Origin of the sequence: Corynebacterium glutamicum ATCC 13032, from assembly GCF_000011325.1 — a bacterium.
Taxonomy (GTDB): Bacteria; Actinomycetota; Actinomycetes; order Mycobacteriales; family Mycobacteriaceae; genus Corynebacterium; species Corynebacterium glutamicum.
The window spans coordinates 2,475,657-2,494,268 of sequence record NC_003450.3; the positions used below are offsets into that span (position 1 = coordinate 2,475,657).

The window sequence follows — 18,612 nt, forward strand, 5'->3', positions numbered from 1 at the left end:
GGCTGCCTAGTTTGGTGTCCAAGGCGTAATAGCCAAACTAGGTGGCTAAGAAACAATCCGAATAGGCTTTATTGGCCGCTTGGTCTGTATCTGGAAACTCTGAGCACAAGACTAAAAACTAAAGGCCGGGATTCACATCGAGTGAATCCCGGCCTTTAGTTAATTTATGGGCAGCTAAAACTTATGCTGCCATGCCACGGTTGAGGGCAATGAAGTCAAGCAGGTCTGCGTTAACGTTGCCAGCAATCTGCTGAAGTGCAGCGGTTGCCTCGCGAGCGATGAAAATCTTGCTGAAGACGGTGATCTTGGCTTCGCGGTTAGATGCGACATGGTCCAAAATTGCGTCTACCTGGACAGGATCGACCAGGCCATCGAAGCGAGCGTGAAGATCCTCACGTACGCTCCAAAGAGCATCTTGCTGTGCTGGACGGATCGTGGAGATCTTGGAAGCTGTGGTAGCCATTGTCGTGTTCCTTTCTGTTTCCGAGGGAGTTAATACTTGAACCCCCGGCTGTTAACCTGATGTTTACTTTAGTTTACTTTCTATCAACCTACAAGCACTCCAGGCGAAAAGTAGTGGGATCGGGCCAACTAATTTCAATCCACCCCCACAAAATCCTTAAATCGGCACAATTTATACCAGACCGCAAAAAACATAACAGCAGGTCAGGGCTACTTAAGCTACCTAAAAAGCAACTCAGGACACCTTAGCTAAACTTAGTGACTAGAATCACCCCCAGGGTGTGAATAAAACTTGTTTCCTGGTCATTTCCCCTACTGAACTGCGCTTATGCCTATGCTTAGAAACCAGAGACAAGCTTAAGAAGGACAGGGGCCGGCCATGAATGATTTCGAAACAACCATCGATCGGATCTCTAAAGAACAAGATCCCGCAGCCCGAAGCCGCGTGGAACAGTTCATTGTGGAAACAGTACGTGCACTACCCAACTTGACCACCAAACAAGGTGCATCGTTGGCTATCCAACTTCTTGATGCGGTACAGCTCGCGGATGCGGCGGGAACCAAGGGGGGTGCGTCGACAAGCAATGCTTCATCGCTGCCTGACACCTTTGACGCGCTGACCAGCCTGATTGGCAAGCTCGATGTGCGCAGCGATTCTGAATGGCGCTCGTTTGGGTTCCAGCCTTCTGAAACTGCGCACCCGCTAATGATCGCTATCCCTGAGATTGAGATTTTTTATCAGCACACCGATGTGGAGCCGGGAAGCGATGACGCCGTGGCGCCGGACTTTCAGGAAAATCAGGATATGTGGCGCAGGCGTCTCGGATCTGTCACCGAACCAAACCTTATATATAAAGAGTTTTCCGGACCCGGCAAAGCGCAGCGTGCCGTAGAAATGCTGGGCAATCTGTGGAAGATCGGCGTGGTGGTGAGTAGGAATACGGAAAGTCGCCTTGGGTTAACTCGTGTGGAATACACCCCCACCCCTGGCGAAGTACCCGTGCCGCTGATGTCGGAGAAGAACTGTTGGTACAGCATTCGGGTGTCTGAAACCATTGGTGAGAACCAGGTTCCGGAAATTGTGCGCTGCTTAGGCGAGATTTTCTGTGGCTATCTTCCCCAGATGTGGCTCAAAGAACCAGTAAAGGCCGGCAAGTTGCGAATCCAAGAATCGGAAGCAGCAGCGTATATCGCGATGGCGCGACTAGATCTTTCCCCACGCACCGGCAACACCACTTGGACCAACAGCTATATTTCCACGCGTCCTCTCTCCCCCGCTTTTAGGTGGGACGTGGTGCTGGAGGCTTCCCACCAATTGGAGAACCTGCTGCGTGGAGACACAGGGCCGGTCACTGCCACACAATCGGCAGCTGGTTAACCAAAAGTTCACGTGGAGATCACTCATCGATCACCAACTTCCCATAGGTTTTCTGTGTCCAATGAATGCGTTCAATAAATGCCCTCTTTAAGCATATTCTCTGAGTGCATTCATTACAGGCGTTAATTAAATGCGTTCATAGAAGAACTTGAAAGTGGTTGAAGTGAAGAAGCGTAATCTCCTCGTAGCTCCCCTCACTGCTTCCCTGGTGTTCTGTAACTTGGCTGTTGCAGCAAACGCCGTTGAAGTTGAGGCCGAATCACCAGTTGTCATCAATGAAGTTGAATCCAACAGCGACCCAGTTGGTGACTGGGTGGAGTTGGCTAACACCGACAACAACAACTCCATCGACATTTCCGGTTGGTCCTTAGTCGATGACAAGGAAGACCTGGAAAATGCCCTCGTCCTTCCTGAAGGCACTGAGATTGAGTCCGGTGGATACTTTGTTATCTACACCGACTCTGCTGATTACGTGCCTACCAACAACACCTTTGGTGGCCAGGAATACTTCGGCCTCGGCAAAGATGACACTGTTACTCTGCGCAACGCTGAAGGCGAAGTAGTTGCTACCTATTCCTGGAAGGATCTGGGCGAGCACGCAGAAAACACCTATGGTCGCATCCCAGATATGACTGGTGATTTCGCAAACACCGGCGTTCCAACCCCAGGTGCAAAGAATGTTGCTGCTGAAGGCTCCGGCGAAGAAGAAGGCGTTGTTGCAAACGCCCAGCTTCCATTCCACAACGTTGAAATCACCCCAATTCACCTCGGTGGAGATTTCACCGGTGAAGATATGTCCGGCGTTGATTTCGATGCAAACAGCACCGCATGGATCGCCAACAATGACATTGGAAAGATCTACTCCCTCGCCCACGACATAGCTAACAACACCTACAAGCTGACTGGCGAATGGGAAACCGGCTACCCAGAAGGCGGCGGAGAGCCAGACGCTGAAGGCATCGTCGCAGCTACCAACGGTGACATCTACCTGTCCACCGAGCGCAACAACGCTGACAAGAACGTCTCTCGCCCATCCATCCTGCGTTTTGCTACCCCAACTGGCAAGACTGGCGTACAAAACGCAGTTCAGGAATGGGACCTGTCTGAGTTCGTCGGCGACATTCAGCCCAATGGTGGTCTTGAGGCAATCGCGCAGCTCGAGGACAACATCTTCGTTGTCGGTGTCGAAGAGACAGGTGATGTCATCGTTGTTGATCTTTCCGCTGACCAGCCAGTTCTGGTTCAAAGGTACGAATCTTCCTTCGACGGTGTCATGTCGCTTGATTACAACGCAGCAACCAAGCAGCTCAGCGTTGTGTGCGACGAAGCATGTGACGGCTTGTCTGAAATCCTCGAATGGGATGGCGAGAAGCTGTACAAGTCCGACGACAAGATCTACGAGCGTCCAGCAAACCTGGGCAACTGGGCTAACGAAGGCTTCGGCACCTACACCTCAGAGCTTAAATGCGAGAACGGCAACACCGTTTCTGTCACCAGCTACCTCTGGGCTGACGATGCAGCAACCAACGAAGGCACCTCCCTCAACTCCGCACAGGTCATCAACGGAGATTGCGGCGACGTCAACATCCCTGGAGAGTCCTCTTCCGACAATTCCTCTTCTGACTTTGCAACCGGCAGCATCGCAGGCGCCTTTGCAACCGCAGTGCTCGCAGTCGTAGGCATTGCGGGCGCACTGGGTGGATTCTTCCAGCAGATCCTCGCAGCGTTCCCAGCATTGCAGCAGGTCATCCGTTTCTAAACCCACTGCTTGAAACACTTAAAGCACCGGCAGCCTTCATGGTTACCGGTGCTTTTCTGCTCTTTTACAAAGCCCCCACCTATGATTGGGGAGATCCCCTCCCCTGCACTGAAAGCTAAACCCCGTGCCACCTTCATTTTTCCCACGCCGCCGCAAATCAGAACCCGACCTTCTGGCACTCCCCGCTCAAATCCGGGACGTCCATGCCGACGTTTTAGACATCTTCATGGCGGAATCTTTAGTGATTATCAACATCGACGAGAAAAGCGCCAAGCTGCTTATCGACGCCGCCCGCCACCACATCCCCACCCGCTTCACCGGGCCCAACGCCCGGCCGCTCAGCGTCATCCCCATCGAGGATCCCCGCTCACGCCCGACGCTCCACCCAGATCATGGTTGGATGATGCCGCTAAGCCCACCAGTGGTGGATGAACTGCTTGGCGGTGGCTTGAAAATTGGAGAAACAGAACTAGAAAGCACCAACATTGCGTTCATTGTTGATGCTTCCTAAAAATCCTGTGCCGTGAGGTTTTGTGAAGTAAAGCCATGTTGGCATTCCTTTCGTGCAAAAAGAAAACCGCCATCGCTCCCCTCTCGTCGAGGTACAGCGGTGGCGGTTTCTTAGCTGATGGCTGGAGGTTTAGCCTCCCATCAATCCCATTGTTGTGGGCAGCCAGATAGAGATCTGCGGTACGAAAACAACCACGAACAGCGCAACAATAATGGCAATGAGATACGGCCACAGTCGTCTGATCACAGTTTCCACACGCAGCCCTGCCACTTGCGAACCAACGAACAACACGTTGCCTACTGGTGGGGTAATCACGCCCACGGACAGGTTCATTACCACCATCGCACCGAAGTGGACTGGGTCCACACCAAGTTCGGTAACCACTGGAAGGAAGATCGGGACGAAGATCAAAATTGCTGGTGTTGGGTCCATTACGGTACCGATGAGTAACAGGATGAACATCATGATCAACAAGATGACAACCTTGGAATCGGATACCGAAAGAAGCGCATCAGAGATCATCTGAGGGATCTTGGCAAAGGCCATCACCCACGACAGTGCTGCAGAAACTGCAATGAGCAACATGACAATTGATGTGGTGCGAGTTGCCTTGAGCAAAATATCTGCCAGATCTCCCACCTTGATTGTGCGGTAAATAAAGCCCAAGACCAGGCAGTACACTACAGCAATAGCAGCGGATTCAGTTGGAGTGAACCAGCCCAGCAAGATACCTCCAACAACAATGACGATCATGAGCAGTGAAGGCAGCGCCCTCCACAGCACAACGAGCGACTGCTTGAATGTTGGATGAATCTGCTCGCGCTTGTAGTTTTCCTTTCGCGCTAACCAAGTTCCCACGATGACACAGGCCAGAATCCAGAGCAGACCGGGTCCAACACCGGCCATAAATAGTGCTGCAATTGATGTCGAGGACACCAAGGAATACACAATAAAAGTGTTTGATGGCGGGATCAGCATGCCCGCAGGTGCTGAAGCCACGTTGACGGCCGCTGCGTAAGCGCGCGAGTAGCCCTCTTCCTTCATTTTTGGTGTCATGACGGTTCCCACGGCAGAAGCTGATGCTACCGCTGCCCCTGAAACTGCTCCGAAGAGACCATTTGCTGCGATATTCGTATTGGCCATGGAGGCAGGCATGCGGCCGACAAGCACCTTCGCGGCGTCGATAAGCCGCGTGGCAATACCACCCGAGTTCATCAGCAAACCCGCCAACACGAAGAACGGAATGGCAAGGAGTGTAAAGGAGTTTGTGCCGGTAAACATGCGCTGCGCGACGGCCTGCGCGGCGTTTTCTGGGCCAAGCACGGCCATCGCGGCAAAAAGTGATGGCAAACCGATGGCAATGGCAACGGGCACTGATGCGATGATGAGCACCACAATGCCGATGACAAGAATTAAAGCTGCTACAGCTGCTGGCGACAACATATTAGTTCCTACCTTCCGCTGAACTTGCAGAATCTATAGCGCTTTGGGCCTCTAGCTCGTCCAAATCTCGAGGTTCTTCTGATTCATCAACAAGGGGGTAAGGCTCTTCCTTGCCTGTGGCCACTTCGATGAGATCGATGATCGCGAACAACGCGATGAACACACCCGCGATCGGGATGACAACATACACCCATCCCAAGGTAAGTGGCAGCGCAGTGAGCTGCTGATTCCACGCGATTGATGCAGCCAAGTAGCCACCCCAGATCATGCCGAGGATCGCAAAAACAACAATCAACAACTGAACAATGACCTGCAGGACCCGCTGCGCAGAAACAGGCAGTTTGCGCGCGATGAAATCAACCGCAATATGTCCACGCTCTCCAAAGAGGAACGCACTACCTGCGAAAGATAGCCACACGAACAACAGCTTGGATAGTTCTTCAGACCACGTTGATGGGCTGTGCAGCACCTGGCGGCTAAACACCTGCCAGGCAGTGACGCACACGATGGACTTAAAATTCATCATGATGCCGCACCTCCTGAAGTATCAGCGGCGCGCACTGCTTCGTAGAGTTCACGCTGGAATTCTGAGGTCAAGAATTCGTCTTTGATGGGAGCCAGTGCATCGGTAAATGCTTGCGCATCCACCTCAACGAACTCCGCTCCCCCAGCTTTCGCCTTTTCAATAACGGCATCAGTTTCTGTGTTCCACAGATCCGTGTGCTCAGTCATCGCGGCGTCCCATTCTTCCAGGAACAATTCACGGTCTGGCTCGCTCATGGCGTCAAGCAGATCGTGTCGCATGACCATGTAATCCAAACCGACAAGGTGATTGGTGTTGCTGTTGTAGCGAGCAACCTCGAAGTGGTTTTGGGTAACGTAACTGATCTCGTTATTTTCCGCGCCATCCAGCACACCAGACTGCATCGCGGTATATACCTCGCCGTAAGTCAACGGGGTTGCCGAGCCACCCATGAGTTCAATCATGCGGATGTGCATGGCGGATTCCTGGACGCGAATCTTCTTTCCAGCCAGGTCAGCGGGTCTTTTCACCGGCGCATCAGTGGTGTACAGATTTCGGGTGCCTTGGGTAAATCCACCAATGACAGAAATATTGTCCGATTCCGCAAGACTTTGGAACAGTGGCTCCATCAGATCCTGATCCCGGATCACGCTCATTTGGTGCTCGATGCTGCCAATAACCCCCACTTCGGGGGTAGTAAACCAATCAAACGACCTTAGATACTTTCGCTTTTCGACGCTCCCCCACACCGAAGCACGACAACGCCCCGCTGAGCTTCAAGCTCAGCGGGGCGCTAAAAGAGGCTAAAGTTTTTTATGCCTCGTCGGTAGACAGTGCTGCTACGAATGCTTCCTGAGGAACCTCGACCGAACCGATGTTCTTCATGCGCTTCTTACCAGCCTTCTGCTTTTCCAGAAGCTTGCGCTTACGGGAAATATCGCCACCGTAACACTTCGCCAACACGTCCTTGCGCAGTGCACGAATGTTTTCACGAGCGATAACCTTGGAACCAATGGCTGCCTGCACAGGAACTTCGAACTGCTGGCGAGGGATCAGTTCCTTCAGCTTCACAGTCATCTTGTTTCCGTACCACTGCGCATTATCGCGGTGCACGATCGCAGAGAATGCATCCACAGGTTCACCTTGGAGCAAGATATCTACCTTGACCAGGTCGGCAGTCTGCTCGCCAGCTTCCTCGTAGTTCAGCGAAGCGTAACCCTTGGTGCGAGACTTCAACATATCGAAGAAGTCAAAGATGATCTCACCCAAAGGCATGGTGTAGCGCAGCTCCACGCGGTCCTCCGAAAGGTAGTCCATGCCACCCATCTGACCACGCTTAGTCTGGCACAGCTCCATTGTCGGTCCCACAAATTCGCTAGGAACAATGATGGTGACCTTCACGATGGGCTCGTAAACTTCACTGAGCTTTCCGCCAGGCCAGTCAGATGGGTTGTGGACGCGGAATTCCTTGCCCGCCTCATCAATAACGCGGTAGTTAACAGATGGCGCGGTAGAAATCAGATCAAGGCCAAACTCACGTTCGAGTCGGTCACGGGTGATTTCCATGTGCAGCAGTCCGAGGAAGCCACATCGGAAACCAAAGCCCAGTGCTACGGACGTTTCGGGTTCGTACGTGAGGGAGGCGTCGTTAAGCTGCAGCTTTTCAAGCGCATCGCGCAAGTCGGGGAAATCCGCTTGGGAAATCGGGAACAAGCCCGAGTAAACCATCGGTGTTGGTTCCTGGTAACCGCGCAGTGGCTGCTCAGCTCCATGAATTGCCCACGTGACGGTATCGCCCACCTTAGATTGGCGCACGTCCTTCACACCGGTGATCAGGTAACCAACCTCGCCAGGTCCAAGACCCACACACTTTTTAGGGGTGGGGCTCACGATGCCGATTTCCAGCAACTCGTGGGTGGCGCCGGTGGACATCATCTTGATCTTTTGGCGAGGTGTCAGCTTGCCGTCCATCATGCGGATGTAGGTAACCACGCCGCGGTAGGTGTCATAGACAGAGTCGAAAATCATCGCACGAGCTGGGGCGTCTTCCTCAAATTCAGAGGTAGGTGCTGGGATAAGTTCAACGACCTTATCCAGAAGCTCAGGGACACCCATGCCAGTTTTACCGGACACGCGCAACACATCTTCAGGTTCACAACCCACAATGTTGGCGATCTCCAACGCGTACTTGTCTGGATCCGCCGCTGGAAGGTCAATCTTGTTCAGCACAGGGATGATCTCAAGATCGTTTTCCATAGCCAAGTACAAGTTTGCCAAGGTCTGGGCTTCAATGCCCTGCGCTGCATCAACAAGCAAAATCGCGCCTTCACACGCTTCAAGCGCCCGAGACACTTCATAGGTGAAGTCCACGTGGCCTGGCGTATCGATCATCTGCATGACGATCTGCTGGCCCTCGTACTCACCACTGCGAGGAATCCATGGCAGGCGAACGTTCTGAGCCTTAATGGTAATGCCACGTTCACGTTCGATGTCCATGTTGTCCAGGTACTGATCACGCATATCGCGGGCATCCACAACGTTAGACAGCTGCAGGATACGGTCAGCGAGCGTAGATTTACCGTGGTCAATGTGGGCAATGATGCAGAAGTTACGAATCCTGGCTGGATCCGTAAATGTTGTTTCTGCAAATTTCTCTGCCATATGCGTCAGGGGTCCCTTCAATTAAATAACGGTGTCCTACTCTACCTGAGCAAACCCAAACAGTTAAACAGCCCTGAACTGCCAAACCATCAGCAGTTTTCCACTGGTTCTCTAACCCCCTAAACTACCCCCTTTTGATGTAACACATAACTCAGTCTTGCGATATTAGATAATGAGTCAGAAAATGAAGGTAGCACTACTTGCTGGATTAATTTTCAAGGTTTTCTTTCAGAAATTAATCCATAGCCGATATTTAAGGTGAGAACACATGAGCTCCACGCTCGCACGAAAAGCTTCAGGCGACGGTTCCGAAAAGAAGAAGCCTGGCTTGTTTAGACGTGCGCTTCGTTTCCTCACCCACCCACCTCACAAACAGGTAGACAACAGCCTTGCGGATATCCGTGAAGGATTAGGCCTCGGGGTGGACGATTCCCACGAAGGATCCAAACCCAGCAACGATCATTCTTTGCTGCATGAAAAGCCTGAAATTTCCGTCATGCCGACCGAATCAATGGCACGGCTGATCTTTTATGCGCCTGATATGGATGGGCAAACAGACCCCGGTGAAGTAGTGTGGATTTGGGCACCAGCCGATGGCCCCCAGCAACCACCCCGTAAACGTGCCATCGTTGTTGTTGGAAGAAACCGAAACGCCATTTTAGGTCTGCTCATTTCCTGCAACCCCGAGCACCGCACTGATGAAGACTGGATCGACATTGGATCTGGCAGCTGGGACCCTCGAGGTCGCCAAAGTTGGGTACGACTCGACCGCGTTCTGGAGGTACCCGAATTGGGTATCCGGCGCCAAGGAACAGTCGTCCCCCCGGGGCGCTTTGAGCGTATCGCCAACCGCCTCCGCAACGATTTCAACTGGGTCTAACATTTATTTGGTAATTGGGCAACATCACTGATACTCTTGAACGCTGTTGTCCATCTTTGATGTGAGCATTCCAGTGACATGCGGACAGGACCTTGGGTTCGTTGCACTTTATGCCAAGCAGTTTATTTAAAACTGCGGGAGAAACACTCCTCGATGGGTTTGTACACAACTTTAACTAGAAAGTTCAAGAGGTATTTGCGATGGCAAACATCAAGTCTCAGATCAAGCGTAACAAGACCAACGAGAAGGCTCGTCTGCGTAACCAGGCAGTTCGCTCCGCAGTCCGCACCGAGATCCGCAAGTTCAACGCTGCGATTGAAGCAGGCGACAAGGATGCAGCTCAGGCTCAGCTCCGTACCGCTTCCCGCGCACTGGACAAGGCAGTAACCAAGGGTGTCTTCCACATCAACAACGCTGCTAACAAGAAGTCCAACATGGCTACCGCTTTCAACAAGCTTGGCTAATTTTTGGCTCTTTTGAAAATGGCTTCCTATCAGTTTTGATTGGAAGCCATTTTTTATGCCTTTACCCGAGTAAACCGGTCAGGCCTTCATACAGCAGAGTCACACCCACAACGAGGAAGACAACGCCAGCAAGCAGGTCAAACCAGGGACCTGCACGCAGCATTGCTTTGCGCACACGCTCCGTAGAGACAATGAGGCACACAGCAGAGAAGGTAACAAAGGTCTGCACTAAAATCGCCACGATGATAGAGAACGCCAGCACCGGTGATGGGTGCGCTGGCATCAACGGAGCCAGAATTGCCGCGAAGTACATGACAACTTTAGGGTTTGACAGGTTGGTGGCCAAACCTTGTCGATATACCTGAGTGCGGGTTCCCAGTGCTTCTACCGCATCCGGGATAGGTCGGGCATCGGCGTTGAAACGGAACTGGCGGGCGTCGATAAGCTCTCTCGACGCCGAGCGCAGCAACTTGTACCCAATGAAGCTTAGGTACGTGCCGCCGACGAGCTGGATGATTCCGAGAATCGACGGATAAGTGGTGAGCAGCGCCGCTGCTCCCACGACCGTCAGCGTCACCCACACCGTGAGTCCGGTGACGATGCCGGCGACGCCAGCGATCGCGTGCGCTCTGGAGCGGGTGGCTAAGCGGAGGAGGAAAAAGGTATCAGGCCCCGGGGATAAACTGCCCACCAAATTGAGCAGAATCAGGGTGCCAAAAGCGGTCCACTCCACCGGCCTATGACTCGAAGCGAGCTACGAGATCCTCGCGGCCAAACATCTTGGCGGTATCAACAGCAGTTGGAGTTCCAGCGTATGGGTCAGCACCACCAGCAAGCAGTGCCTCAATGACGGCTTCTTCCTTCTTAAAGATCGCGCCCGCCAGCGGCGTCTGATTGCGGTTGTTCACGCGATCCACATCGGCGCCACGCTCAATCAACGCCTGCACGACATCAGCATGTCCTGCATATGCTGCGAGCATGAGCAAAGTGTTGCCATCTTGGTTGGACAGGTTAACGTCAACGCCGTTGTCGACATATGCACCGAGGGTTGCTGCGGATTCTGCTCCCCCATCACGTGCCAGTCCAAAGATCTTAGTGACCAATTCCTGAACATCATCGGGTAAATCTGATTGTGTCATGCTCAAATATCTTACCCGCCGCCGTTCAGCGTTACCGCCTCGCCAGCTCTGCAACTCTTCTCACGGCAGATTCGATGGCAAATTCAGGATCGCCACTTTGTCCTTTTACAGCGGCATCCAGATCGGCCATCAAAATCACGGCCTCGCTGACCGCATCTCCCGACCAGTTTCGGGCCACTTTCGCAGTCTTCTCCACCACGAACGGCGGCATGCCCAATTCTTTGGCCAGCTCAAAACCGTTGATGCGTCCCCTGGTGGAATACAGCCTGGCGATCTGGCCAACTTTCATACTCAACGCAGCTGCCAATGCAACCGGGCTGGTACCCAATTGAAGGGCACGTCTGGTGCTGGCCACGGCCTTTGACATTTGACCGGCGCATGCAGAATCGGCGATGTCGAAACCCGATACCTCAGCAACACCCACGTAATAGGCACGGACTTTTTCCACCGTCACGTTGCCTTGGGTGTCCTCAACCAATTGGGATACGGCGGACGCCAGCTCTCTAAGATCTGAACCCACGCCCTCTAAAAGAGCATGAATGACATCTGGGGTGACCTGGACTTTGTGGTTTTTGAACTCTTGTTTTACCCAACCTGGACGATCCCGGTCTTTCAGCTTTGCGGCATCGTGCACCACCGCGACTTTTTCCAGCTTCTTCACCATCGACTTAGAGCGTCCACCGCCAGAGTGCATGACGATCAAGTAGGTACCAGGGCTGGGATCAACTGCTGCGGATAAGGCTAGATCTACAGCATCTTGGCCTGCTTGATCCATGTTGGTAAGCACCACCACACGGTCTTCAGCAAACAAGGATGGGCTTAACGCATCCAACAATTCACCCTGAGTAATTTCGCTGGCCTTCAAGGTGGTGACCTGAAGCGAATCGGGGCTAGCCATCGATGAACGGATGTCATGCACGATGTTGATACGCGCGCGTTCGGCAAGGAACTCATCCTCGCCGAGAACAAGATGGACCGCTGGTTGAACTGAAATAGGTGCTGAAGCCACGTGACCATCGTGCCACAAGTGTCGTTAAAATCTCCCGTCCGCTGCATGCTGGGTGCCATCAATATGAAGGCTGACCTCCCCATCGCGGTATGGATACAGCACAGGGATTCCTTCTCTGGTGACGATGGGGCGATCGGACATGCTGCCGTGGGGGTCTTCCACGATGATCAATTCTGCATGTTCGGGCACATCAGTGAGCTCAGAATCATCGGCGATGATGACAAACCGCAGCTCTGTCGGATCTATTTGGGCTGGCAGTCTGTTATTCCACGCGCCGAAAAGAAAGAAGCAGACACAACACACTGCAAGGGTGCGCACATATCCTTTGTAGATAATCACCACCACCCACACCGCTGCCATACACGCCCAGGCAATCCCTGCCCAACCAGCACTTATTTCCAGCGTCGAATTGGGTAATTGTTGGCACCACTTGGCCACGTGATGAATCCACCAGGTGAAGGGCTCAATGATTTTCAAGAGTGGGTATTCCACTGGCCAGGGAAGAAGGCTTGCCAGCACGGCAATCAACCCAAGCAACGTGATGGGTGGAACAGCTAATTCAACCAACACGTTGGCCAGCACTGCCACGAGGGATATTTGGCGAGCCATCAGAGCGATAATCGGGATGGTCACCAGATCAGCGGCAATGGACACCGCGAAAGCGCGCACCACGATGTCTGGTACTTTCCACACCGCCAGTGGTGGACCGATGGCACGGTACAGCAGTGGTTGAAGCATCACAATGCCAGCAGTTGCTGCACACGAGAGTAAGAATCCGTAATGCACCGCCAGGTTGGAATCATAAAACAGTAAGCAAATCACCGAAAGACTCAACCCATGCATCGGCTCCATCCGAGAAGAGTTGATGATTGCCAGAAGCCCCACGATGCCTGTGACCGAAGCACGAAGCACACTTGGTTCAAACCCCACGAGGGAGACAAAAATAACTAAGGACAGCAATGACGCCACCACCCTGATGCGTGGCCCAGCGGTGAGAAAATACGACAACACCACCACAGAGGACACCACAATGGCTACATTGCTTCCACTAACAGCTGACAGGTGAGACAACCCCGTATCAATATAGGTTTGGGCTTCAATTGACCCCTGCAACCGCGTATCCCCCAACACCATGCCTGGAATCAGTCCACGGGAAGACTCCCCCACGGTTTCTTCCACGGCTTGGGAAAACCCGTCACGCACCTGGTTCACCCATGCGCTATAACCAGTGGTCGGTTCCAACTGATCAATGTCTTCAGTGGAAATGGTCAGATCACCCACCCCAGGGAAACTATCTGGTTTAATCCGACCGGACACTGCAATGAGAGAGGCTTTCTCAATGGTGTCGCTACCAGAGTAAAACACTGGAATCGGCGCTGGATAGCCTTCTACTCTCAAACCGATTAGTTGATCACCGCTGTCTAAAAACTTGATGGTTTCTGCGGTACCCACCCAGGTTTGCGGTGCTTCAAATGCCTTCGCGCTGCTGATTCTCAACGCAGCCATCACTACGGCACCAACGCCCAGTGCAGCTATCACCACAGCTTGACCCCAGTGTTTAAACACACAAGCAGCAATGATCGCGATGCCAACAATCCCCACCGACAACACCCACGAACCACTGATAATCAACGCAGCGACAGCCATCCACATCACAGCCGCCACCGGAACCAAACGCACCTCAATCATGGGGACACCAATCCAGAGATCTGCTCAAACTTTGAGGGCCCAATCCCCTTGACCTGCAGTAAATCCTCCACGGTGCTAAACCCACCGTTGCTCTCCCGAAAGTCAATGATCGCCTGCGCTGTCTTCTCCCCCACCCCAGGCAGCGTCACCAAATCAGCAACAGTGGCGGTATTCAAGGAAATCAACCCAGAAGCAGAAGTCGCAGCAGCATCAACCGAAATAGGTTGTACCTCGCCGATAGCTAAAACATGGATCTGGGTGCCGTCGACAAGCAATTGCGCCAAGTTGAGCGCCGTCAGATCGGCGTCTGGCAAGGCACCTGCAATGGCCAGGGCATCAGCCACCCGCGAGCCCTCAGCGAGCGTGACCAGGCCGGGTTTAGCCACGTGCCCCACCACAGACACCACCACCTGCGAACTCGGCGCCGGTGTTTGATAGGTTTCCGCCAACGCCGCCATGGTGGGTGGATTCACGGGTTTCTCACGGGTGAAAAACCAACCGACAAAAGCCACAACGAGAACGATGCACACGATCAACGCATGCTTGATGGAAATCTGAAACCGAGGCGTGGGATAGTTCACGCGCATGAGGTCTTCTGTACCCGTGGGCTGGGTAAGACCTTTAAGGCGTGCTGCAATATCCGGCTTCATGCAGCACAGACTAAATGCAGTGGCGCCCTTAATCTAGCAAGGCGTCAGCACGGCTGTGGATAACTATTTCGCGCCGGCTTTACCTGTGGACAACTCCGGGGCCTGGTTGGCAAACACCGCAGAAACTGATACCGCGCCGGGGCCGGAATGCACGGCAAGAGTGGGATCGATGTCCACGCTCATGAAGCTGGAGCCTTCAGGCAGTGCGTTTCGCAGCAATTCTTCCAACTGCTTTGCTGCTTCGCGGGCCTCGTTTTGGCCAATCGCAATGAATACGGGTTCACCATCTGCCCTGATCTGGGCTAATTCCACCAATTTGGCAAACGCTTTAGATTGGGTGCGGGTCTTAGCGGCGATCTCCATGCGACCACCGTTGAAACGCATGATGGGGCGGGTTGCCAGAGCCGTTGACACCATGGCGGTTGCAGTGGAAATCCGTCCCGACTTCCAGATTTCATCAATGCGGTGCAGGTAGATCCAGGTTTCTGAACGCTTCAAGGTATCCACCGCGATGTCGTAGCATTCCTGCAAAGACGCGCCATCTTTAGCCATGCGGGCAGCAGCCATCGCGGCAGCACCCACAGCCATACCGAGCGAACTGGTATCCACCACGCGCACAGAATCATCATCAAACACAGCGGCTGCTGTCACCGCTGCGGACCACGTGGACGAGAGCTCTTTAGAAATATGCAGCGCAAGCACACCGTCATCGCCACCGCGTTCAAGCTGGCGGGCGTAACTTGCTGCAAGTTCCAACGACGACAACCCGGATGTACTGCGTTCTTCACCGTTATTCATCACGTGCAAGTTAATCACCGTGATGTCGAGGTCCTCGGCCACATGCGTTGGCAAGCATGCGGAGGAATCAACAATTACCCGAACTGGCATCGCCTTTACTCCTCCACATTTTTATTGCCATCTTCTTTACTGCGTAACACCCATGTTCCAGCCGTCAAGATACCACTGGGCGTTTTCCACATTGTTGCCCTCAAAATGAGGGCTGTTGGAAACCGCCGAAGAAATCTTGAGGTCATCTTCTGGGTTCTCACTACCTGCATAATAGCGAGGTCGGGCGGTCAATTGTGCCCAACAGGTATTTCCAAGTCCAGAGAACATGGGGTACTGATCATACGCCAGGTCCAAAAGATTCGAGGTCAGCGCATTAATCGTGCCACCGTGAGCCACGATGAGCACGGTGCCTTCATCCCAATCATCAAGCGACACCATCAACTCGTCGACAACTTGGCGTGCCCGGCGCGCAACATCCACGCGCGATTCGCCGCCGGGTGGTGCCCACTGCGGATCGTGGCGCCATTGAGCGCGCGCACCTGGATATTCGGAATCCACCTCAGTGTGGGTTTTGGCCTGCCACTCACCCAAATGCGTTTCCCGAAGACGCTTATCGACGCGCACCTCCGCGTCAATCAGCGCCGCAACCGCGCTTGCGGTGTTGAAGGCGCGGGAAAGATCCGAGCTGAACACATGGGTGATGTTTTTTTGAACCAGCACTGAGGCTGCGCTGGCCGCCTGTTGAAAGCCCAGGTCAGACAGCTCTGTGTCCAATTGTCCCTGCATTCGGGACGTGGCGTTGTATTCAGTCTGCCCGTGTCGGAGCAGAATCAGGCGACGAGTCACAGGACTACCTCTTAATCGTCCTCGTAGCCAGGCTCGTATTCAGCTGGCAAAGGTGGGAGTTCATCAATGCTGTCGATGTTGCGGATATCCGCCTCATCAGACCAGGAGGATTCACGCTTGAAGGTTTCAAGTCCTTCAATTTCAATGAGTGGGCAGTCGCGGTACAGACGATCCAGTCCGTAGAACTCGCGCTCTGCCTGTCGCTGAACGTGGATAACAACCAATCCGTAGTCAAGGAGAACCCAACGGTTTTCGCGGTTGCCTTCACGGCGCTTAGGCTCGAAACCAGCCTTGGTCATCTCATCTTCGATCTCCTCAACAATGGCGCCCACCTGGCGCTCATTGTCAGCAGATGCAACAACAAAGCAATCGGTGATTGCGATCATGTCAGAGACATCGATGACAGCGATGTCATCGGCCTTCTTTTCATCCGCTGCTTTCGCCGCGATGGTCGCGATGCGGATCGACTCTTCAAGTGCAGACACAAAATTCCTTAAAACAGCTCATGTGGTTCCTCACCCTTTTTTAGGGTCCGAACCGACGCTGCGGAGAGATTCCGCAACGTCAACCCTTCCCAGTTTTCCACGAAGCAGGGTGATTCACCTACTTTTGGCAAGAAGTTGAAACTTTTGACTAGATTTATGCTTGGTTTTGGCCCTTGGGATCCATATCCTTATCGGATCCTTCAGGTCGATAGAGTTGGCGTTTGGCAATGTATTGCACCACGCCATCAGGGACAAGATACCAAACAGGGCGTTCTTCGCTGGAGCGTTCTCTGCAGTCCGTGGAGGAAATAGCCATGGCGGGGATATCCACCAATGAGACTCGATCTTGGTGCATTTCCGGAATGATGTTTCCATCCAATTCATAACCGGGTCGAGTCACTCCAACGAAGTGGGCAAGTTCGAAGGTTTTCTCCCAATCGCGCCACGTCACGATCTGTGCCAGTGCATCGGCACCGGTGATGAAGTACAGCTGGGCGTCCGGGTATTGCTTGCTCAAATCTTGCAGGGTATCGATCGTGTAAGTATCCCCTCCCCGATCAATATCAACCCGCGATACCATAAACCGTGGATTAGAGGCAGTGGCGATCACCGTCATCAGGTAACGATCTTCCGCTGGGCTGACTTTCTTGTTCGCCTTTTGCCATGGCTGTCCGGTGGGAACGTACACCACCAGATCAAGATCGAATCGATCCGCTACCTCTGAGCCCGCCACAAGGTGACCATTATGAATGGGGTCAAATGTGCCACCCATGATGCCAATGCGAGCGCGGCGTTTCACCGTTGTAGTCATGAGTGGACAGTATAGTGTTCGCACACCACCTTGCTGAGCATGCGTCCTCGCGAGTTTTTAGGCAGCTTCAATCCACGATGCGACTTCGTCAAAAATCTGCTCATCCCACGGTTGGGTGGTAACGAAGTATTGCACGTGTACTCGACCTGGACGGATATTTCCGGTGCTCAATTGCGCAGCTGCTATAGAGGATCCCGCAGCAGAGAACTGTTCAAAAGAACGATCGCACACGATGTCTCCAGGCAGGCAGTAGCTCACCTTGAAAGGATTGTCCTCGACGGGCTCCACGGAACTAGCCAAGCCTCCCGTGGTTACTTCATGCCCAACAAGTGTTGGATCATCAACTTGTTGCGCTGGATTCGCGATGTGCAGGGTGCCGAGGTACTGATCCCTCGCAATCAACTCCTCTTCATAGCCATCAACGATGAGGACACCTTGAGAATAACCCGCCAACAGGTACTTCGGCGTGCACCCTGTCGCTGATTCAAAGCGATCAATCGCGCTGATGACATTGTCGCGACCACTAGAAATGGAAGTGCCCAATTCAATGGCGCTGCTTCCCTCCGAAGACAGTGGCAAAGAAGCAGGGTATTCGATATTATTCAGACCCATCACGTAGACGTCTTTCATCAACGACTCGCCAGTCGATTCACGGTAGTGTTTTTCCATTCGGCCAAAGAAACTACGAAAGTTTTTTTCCTCAAATCCATTGGATGTCCATGGAGATTCCTCGCTGTATCGCGCGGGTCGGATTTGAAGGTTTTGTTCACTGCCTCGTGCGACCACAGCAACAACGGCTGGGCATTCACCAATTTGCGGTGGATCAAACACCTCTTCATACAGGTCTGGGGTGAGGTCAGGGTGAATAGATATATGGCTGTCATCCAAAGGATCAAGAAGCCGCTCGATAAAAGACTCATGGGATTCTGGAAAAAGTAAATCCCACAGCCCGCTAGATCCCGCTGAAGAACCAGAGGATCCAGAAGAGCCACTGCTTTGTGCCTGAGCTGTTGGAGTCGCAGCAACACACGCCGCGATGACCGCTATGCCAGCAAGAAACCGACGGAAGTTTGTGACAGACATGAAAGCTCCCCTGCTGACAAGTTGGTATGA

Annotated in this window: 20 protein-coding genes; 5 read left to right on the plus strand and 15 right to left on the minus strand. The window is 53.2% G+C overall.

Features of this window, described 5'->3' with window-relative positions; translation table 11 throughout:
- Window positions 1–181: 181 nt before the first annotated feature.
- Complete coding sequence (locus CGL_RS11570) at window positions 182–463, minus strand: three-helix bundle dimerization domain-containing protein (RefSeq protein WP_003859360.1); 282 nt, start codon at window positions 461–463, stop codon at window positions 182–184.
- Between the two features lie 378 nt (window positions 464–841).
- Here CGL_RS11570 and CGL_RS11575 point away from each other — a divergent pair, with 378 nt between their 5' ends.
- The 3 genes from CGL_RS11575 to CGL_RS11585 all read left to right on the plus strand — a co-directional run bounded on the left by CGL_RS11575 (window position 842) and on the right by CGL_RS11585 (window position 4,110).
- Entirely contained in the window at window positions 842–1,840 is a 999-nt protein-coding gene (locus CGL_RS11575) for a hypothetical protein (protein ID WP_011015048.1), read from the plus strand.
- A gap of 154 nt (window positions 1,841–1,994) precedes the next feature.
- Window positions 1,995–3,599 carry a lamin tail domain-containing protein gene (locus tag CGL_RS11580; RefSeq protein ID WP_011015049.1) on the plus strand — a complete coding sequence of 535 codons (1,605 nt, stop codon included), beginning with the start codon at window positions 1,995–1,997 and terminating at the stop codon, window positions 3,597–3,599.
- Window positions 3,600–3,723: 124 nt separating this feature from the next.
- Complete coding sequence (locus CGL_RS11585) at window positions 3,724–4,110, plus strand: hypothetical protein (RefSeq protein ID WP_011015050.1); 387 nt, start codon at window positions 3,724–3,726, stop codon at window positions 4,108–4,110.
- Window positions 4,111–4,239: 129 nt separating this feature from the next.
- On the opposite strand, the gene CGL_RS11590 is transcribed toward CGL_RS11585, so the two are convergent.
- The 4 genes from CGL_RS11590 to lepA all read right to left on the minus strand — a co-directional run bounded on the left by CGL_RS11590 (window position 4,240) and on the right by lepA (window position 8,737).
- Complete coding sequence (locus tag CGL_RS11590; protein ID WP_011015051.1) at window positions 4,240–5,553, minus strand: TRAP transporter large permease; 1,314 nt, start codon at window positions 5,551–5,553, stop codon at window positions 4,240–4,242.
- A gap of 1 nt (window position 5,554) precedes the next feature.
- A complete protein-coding gene (locus CGL_RS11595; protein ID WP_011015052.1) occupies window positions 5,555–6,076 on the minus strand; it encodes a TRAP transporter small permease in 522 nt (173 codons plus the stop codon).
- Window positions 6,076–6,732 carry a TRAP transporter substrate-binding protein DctP gene (gene dctP / locus CGL_RS11600; protein ID WP_227747711.1) on the minus strand — a complete coding sequence of 219 codons (657 nt, stop codon included), beginning with the start codon at window positions 6,730–6,732 and terminating at the stop codon, window positions 6,076–6,078. Before dctP ends, CGL_RS11595 begins: the two co-directional genes overlap by 1 nt.
- Window positions 6,733–6,889: 157 nt before the next feature.
- On the minus strand, window positions 6,890–8,737 hold the full coding sequence (lepA, locus tag CGL_RS11605; RefSeq protein WP_011015054.1) for a translation elongation factor 4: 1,848 nt from the start codon (window positions 8,735–8,737) through the stop codon (window positions 6,890–6,892).
- A gap of 268 nt (window positions 8,738–9,005) precedes the next feature.
- Here lepA and CGL_RS11610 point away from each other — a divergent pair, with 268 nt between their 5' ends.
- Together CGL_RS11610 and rpsT are read left to right on the plus strand one after the other, a co-directional pair.
- Window positions 9,006–9,617: a type II toxin-antitoxin system PemK/MazF family toxin gene (locus tag CGL_RS11610; RefSeq protein ID WP_003859345.1), complete on the plus strand. Its 612-nt coding sequence runs from the start codon at window positions 9,006–9,008 to the stop codon at window positions 9,615–9,617.
- A gap of 200 nt (window positions 9,618–9,817) precedes the next feature.
- Window positions 9,818–10,081: a 30S ribosomal protein S20 gene (rpsT, locus tag CGL_RS11615; protein ID WP_003859343.1), complete on the plus strand. Its 264-nt coding sequence runs from the start codon at window positions 9,818–9,820 to the stop codon at window positions 10,079–10,081.
- A 61-nt stretch (window positions 10,082–10,142) separates the two neighbouring features.
- On the opposite strand, the gene CGL_RS11620 is transcribed toward rpsT, so the two are convergent.
- The 10 genes from CGL_RS11620 to CGL_RS11665 form a co-directional block, all read right to left on the minus strand.
- The gene (locus CGL_RS11620; RefSeq protein WP_011015055.1) at window positions 10,143–10,814 is read right to left on the minus strand and encodes a LysE family translocator; all 672 of its coding nucleotides are present in this window, start codon (window positions 10,812–10,814) and stop codon (window positions 10,143–10,145) included.
- Between the two features lie 4 nt (window positions 10,815–10,818).
- Window positions 10,819–11,220 carry an ankyrin repeat domain-containing protein gene (locus tag CGL_RS11625; protein WP_011265930.1) on the minus strand — a complete coding sequence of 134 codons (402 nt, stop codon included), beginning with the start codon at window positions 11,218–11,220 and terminating at the stop codon, window positions 10,819–10,821.
- Between the two features lie 31 nt (window positions 11,221–11,251).
- Entirely contained in the window at window positions 11,252–12,247 is a 996-nt protein-coding gene (gene holA, locus CGL_RS11630; protein WP_011015057.1) for a DNA polymerase III subunit delta, read from the minus strand.
- Window positions 12,248–12,253: 6 nt separating this feature from the next.
- Window positions 12,254–13,918, minus strand: a complete 1,665-nt coding sequence (locus CGL_RS11635; RefSeq protein ID WP_011015058.1) for a ComEC/Rec2 family competence protein — start codon at window positions 13,916–13,918, stop codon at window positions 12,254–12,256.
- Window positions 13,915–14,568 carry a ComEA family DNA-binding protein gene (locus CGL_RS11640; RefSeq protein ID WP_011015059.1) on the minus strand — a complete coding sequence of 218 codons (654 nt, stop codon included), beginning with the start codon at window positions 14,566–14,568 and terminating at the stop codon, window positions 13,915–13,917. The genes CGL_RS11635 and CGL_RS11640 overlap by 4 nt, the downstream gene beginning before the upstream one ends.
- Window positions 14,569–14,631: 63 nt before the next feature.
- Window positions 14,632–15,456, minus strand: coding sequence for a DegV family protein (locus tag CGL_RS11645; protein ID WP_011015060.1), 825 nt, complete (start codon window positions 15,454–15,456; stop codon window positions 14,632–14,634).
- Window positions 15,457–15,492: 36 nt separating this feature from the next.
- Window positions 15,493–16,203: a histidine phosphatase family protein gene (locus tag CGL_RS11650; protein WP_003859329.1), complete on the minus strand. Its 711-nt coding sequence runs from the start codon at window positions 16,201–16,203 to the stop codon at window positions 15,493–15,495.
- An 11-nt stretch (window positions 16,204–16,214) separates the two neighbouring features.
- The gene (gene rsfS, locus CGL_RS11655) at window positions 16,215–16,688 is read right to left on the minus strand and encodes a ribosome silencing factor (RefSeq protein WP_003859327.1); all 474 of its coding nucleotides are present in this window, start codon (window positions 16,686–16,688) and stop codon (window positions 16,215–16,217) included.
- 154 nt (window positions 16,689–16,842) lie between these two features.
- Complete coding sequence (nadD, locus tag CGL_RS11660; protein ID WP_011015061.1) at window positions 16,843–17,499, minus strand: nicotinate-nucleotide adenylyltransferase; 657 nt, start codon at window positions 17,497–17,499, stop codon at window positions 16,843–16,845.
- A 57-nt stretch (window positions 17,500–17,556) separates the two neighbouring features.
- On the minus strand, window positions 17,557–18,582 hold the full coding sequence (locus CGL_RS11665) for a PE-PPE domain-containing protein (protein WP_011015062.1): 1,026 nt from the start codon (window positions 18,580–18,582) through the stop codon (window positions 17,557–17,559).
- Window positions 18,583–18,612 lie beyond the last annotated feature (30 nt).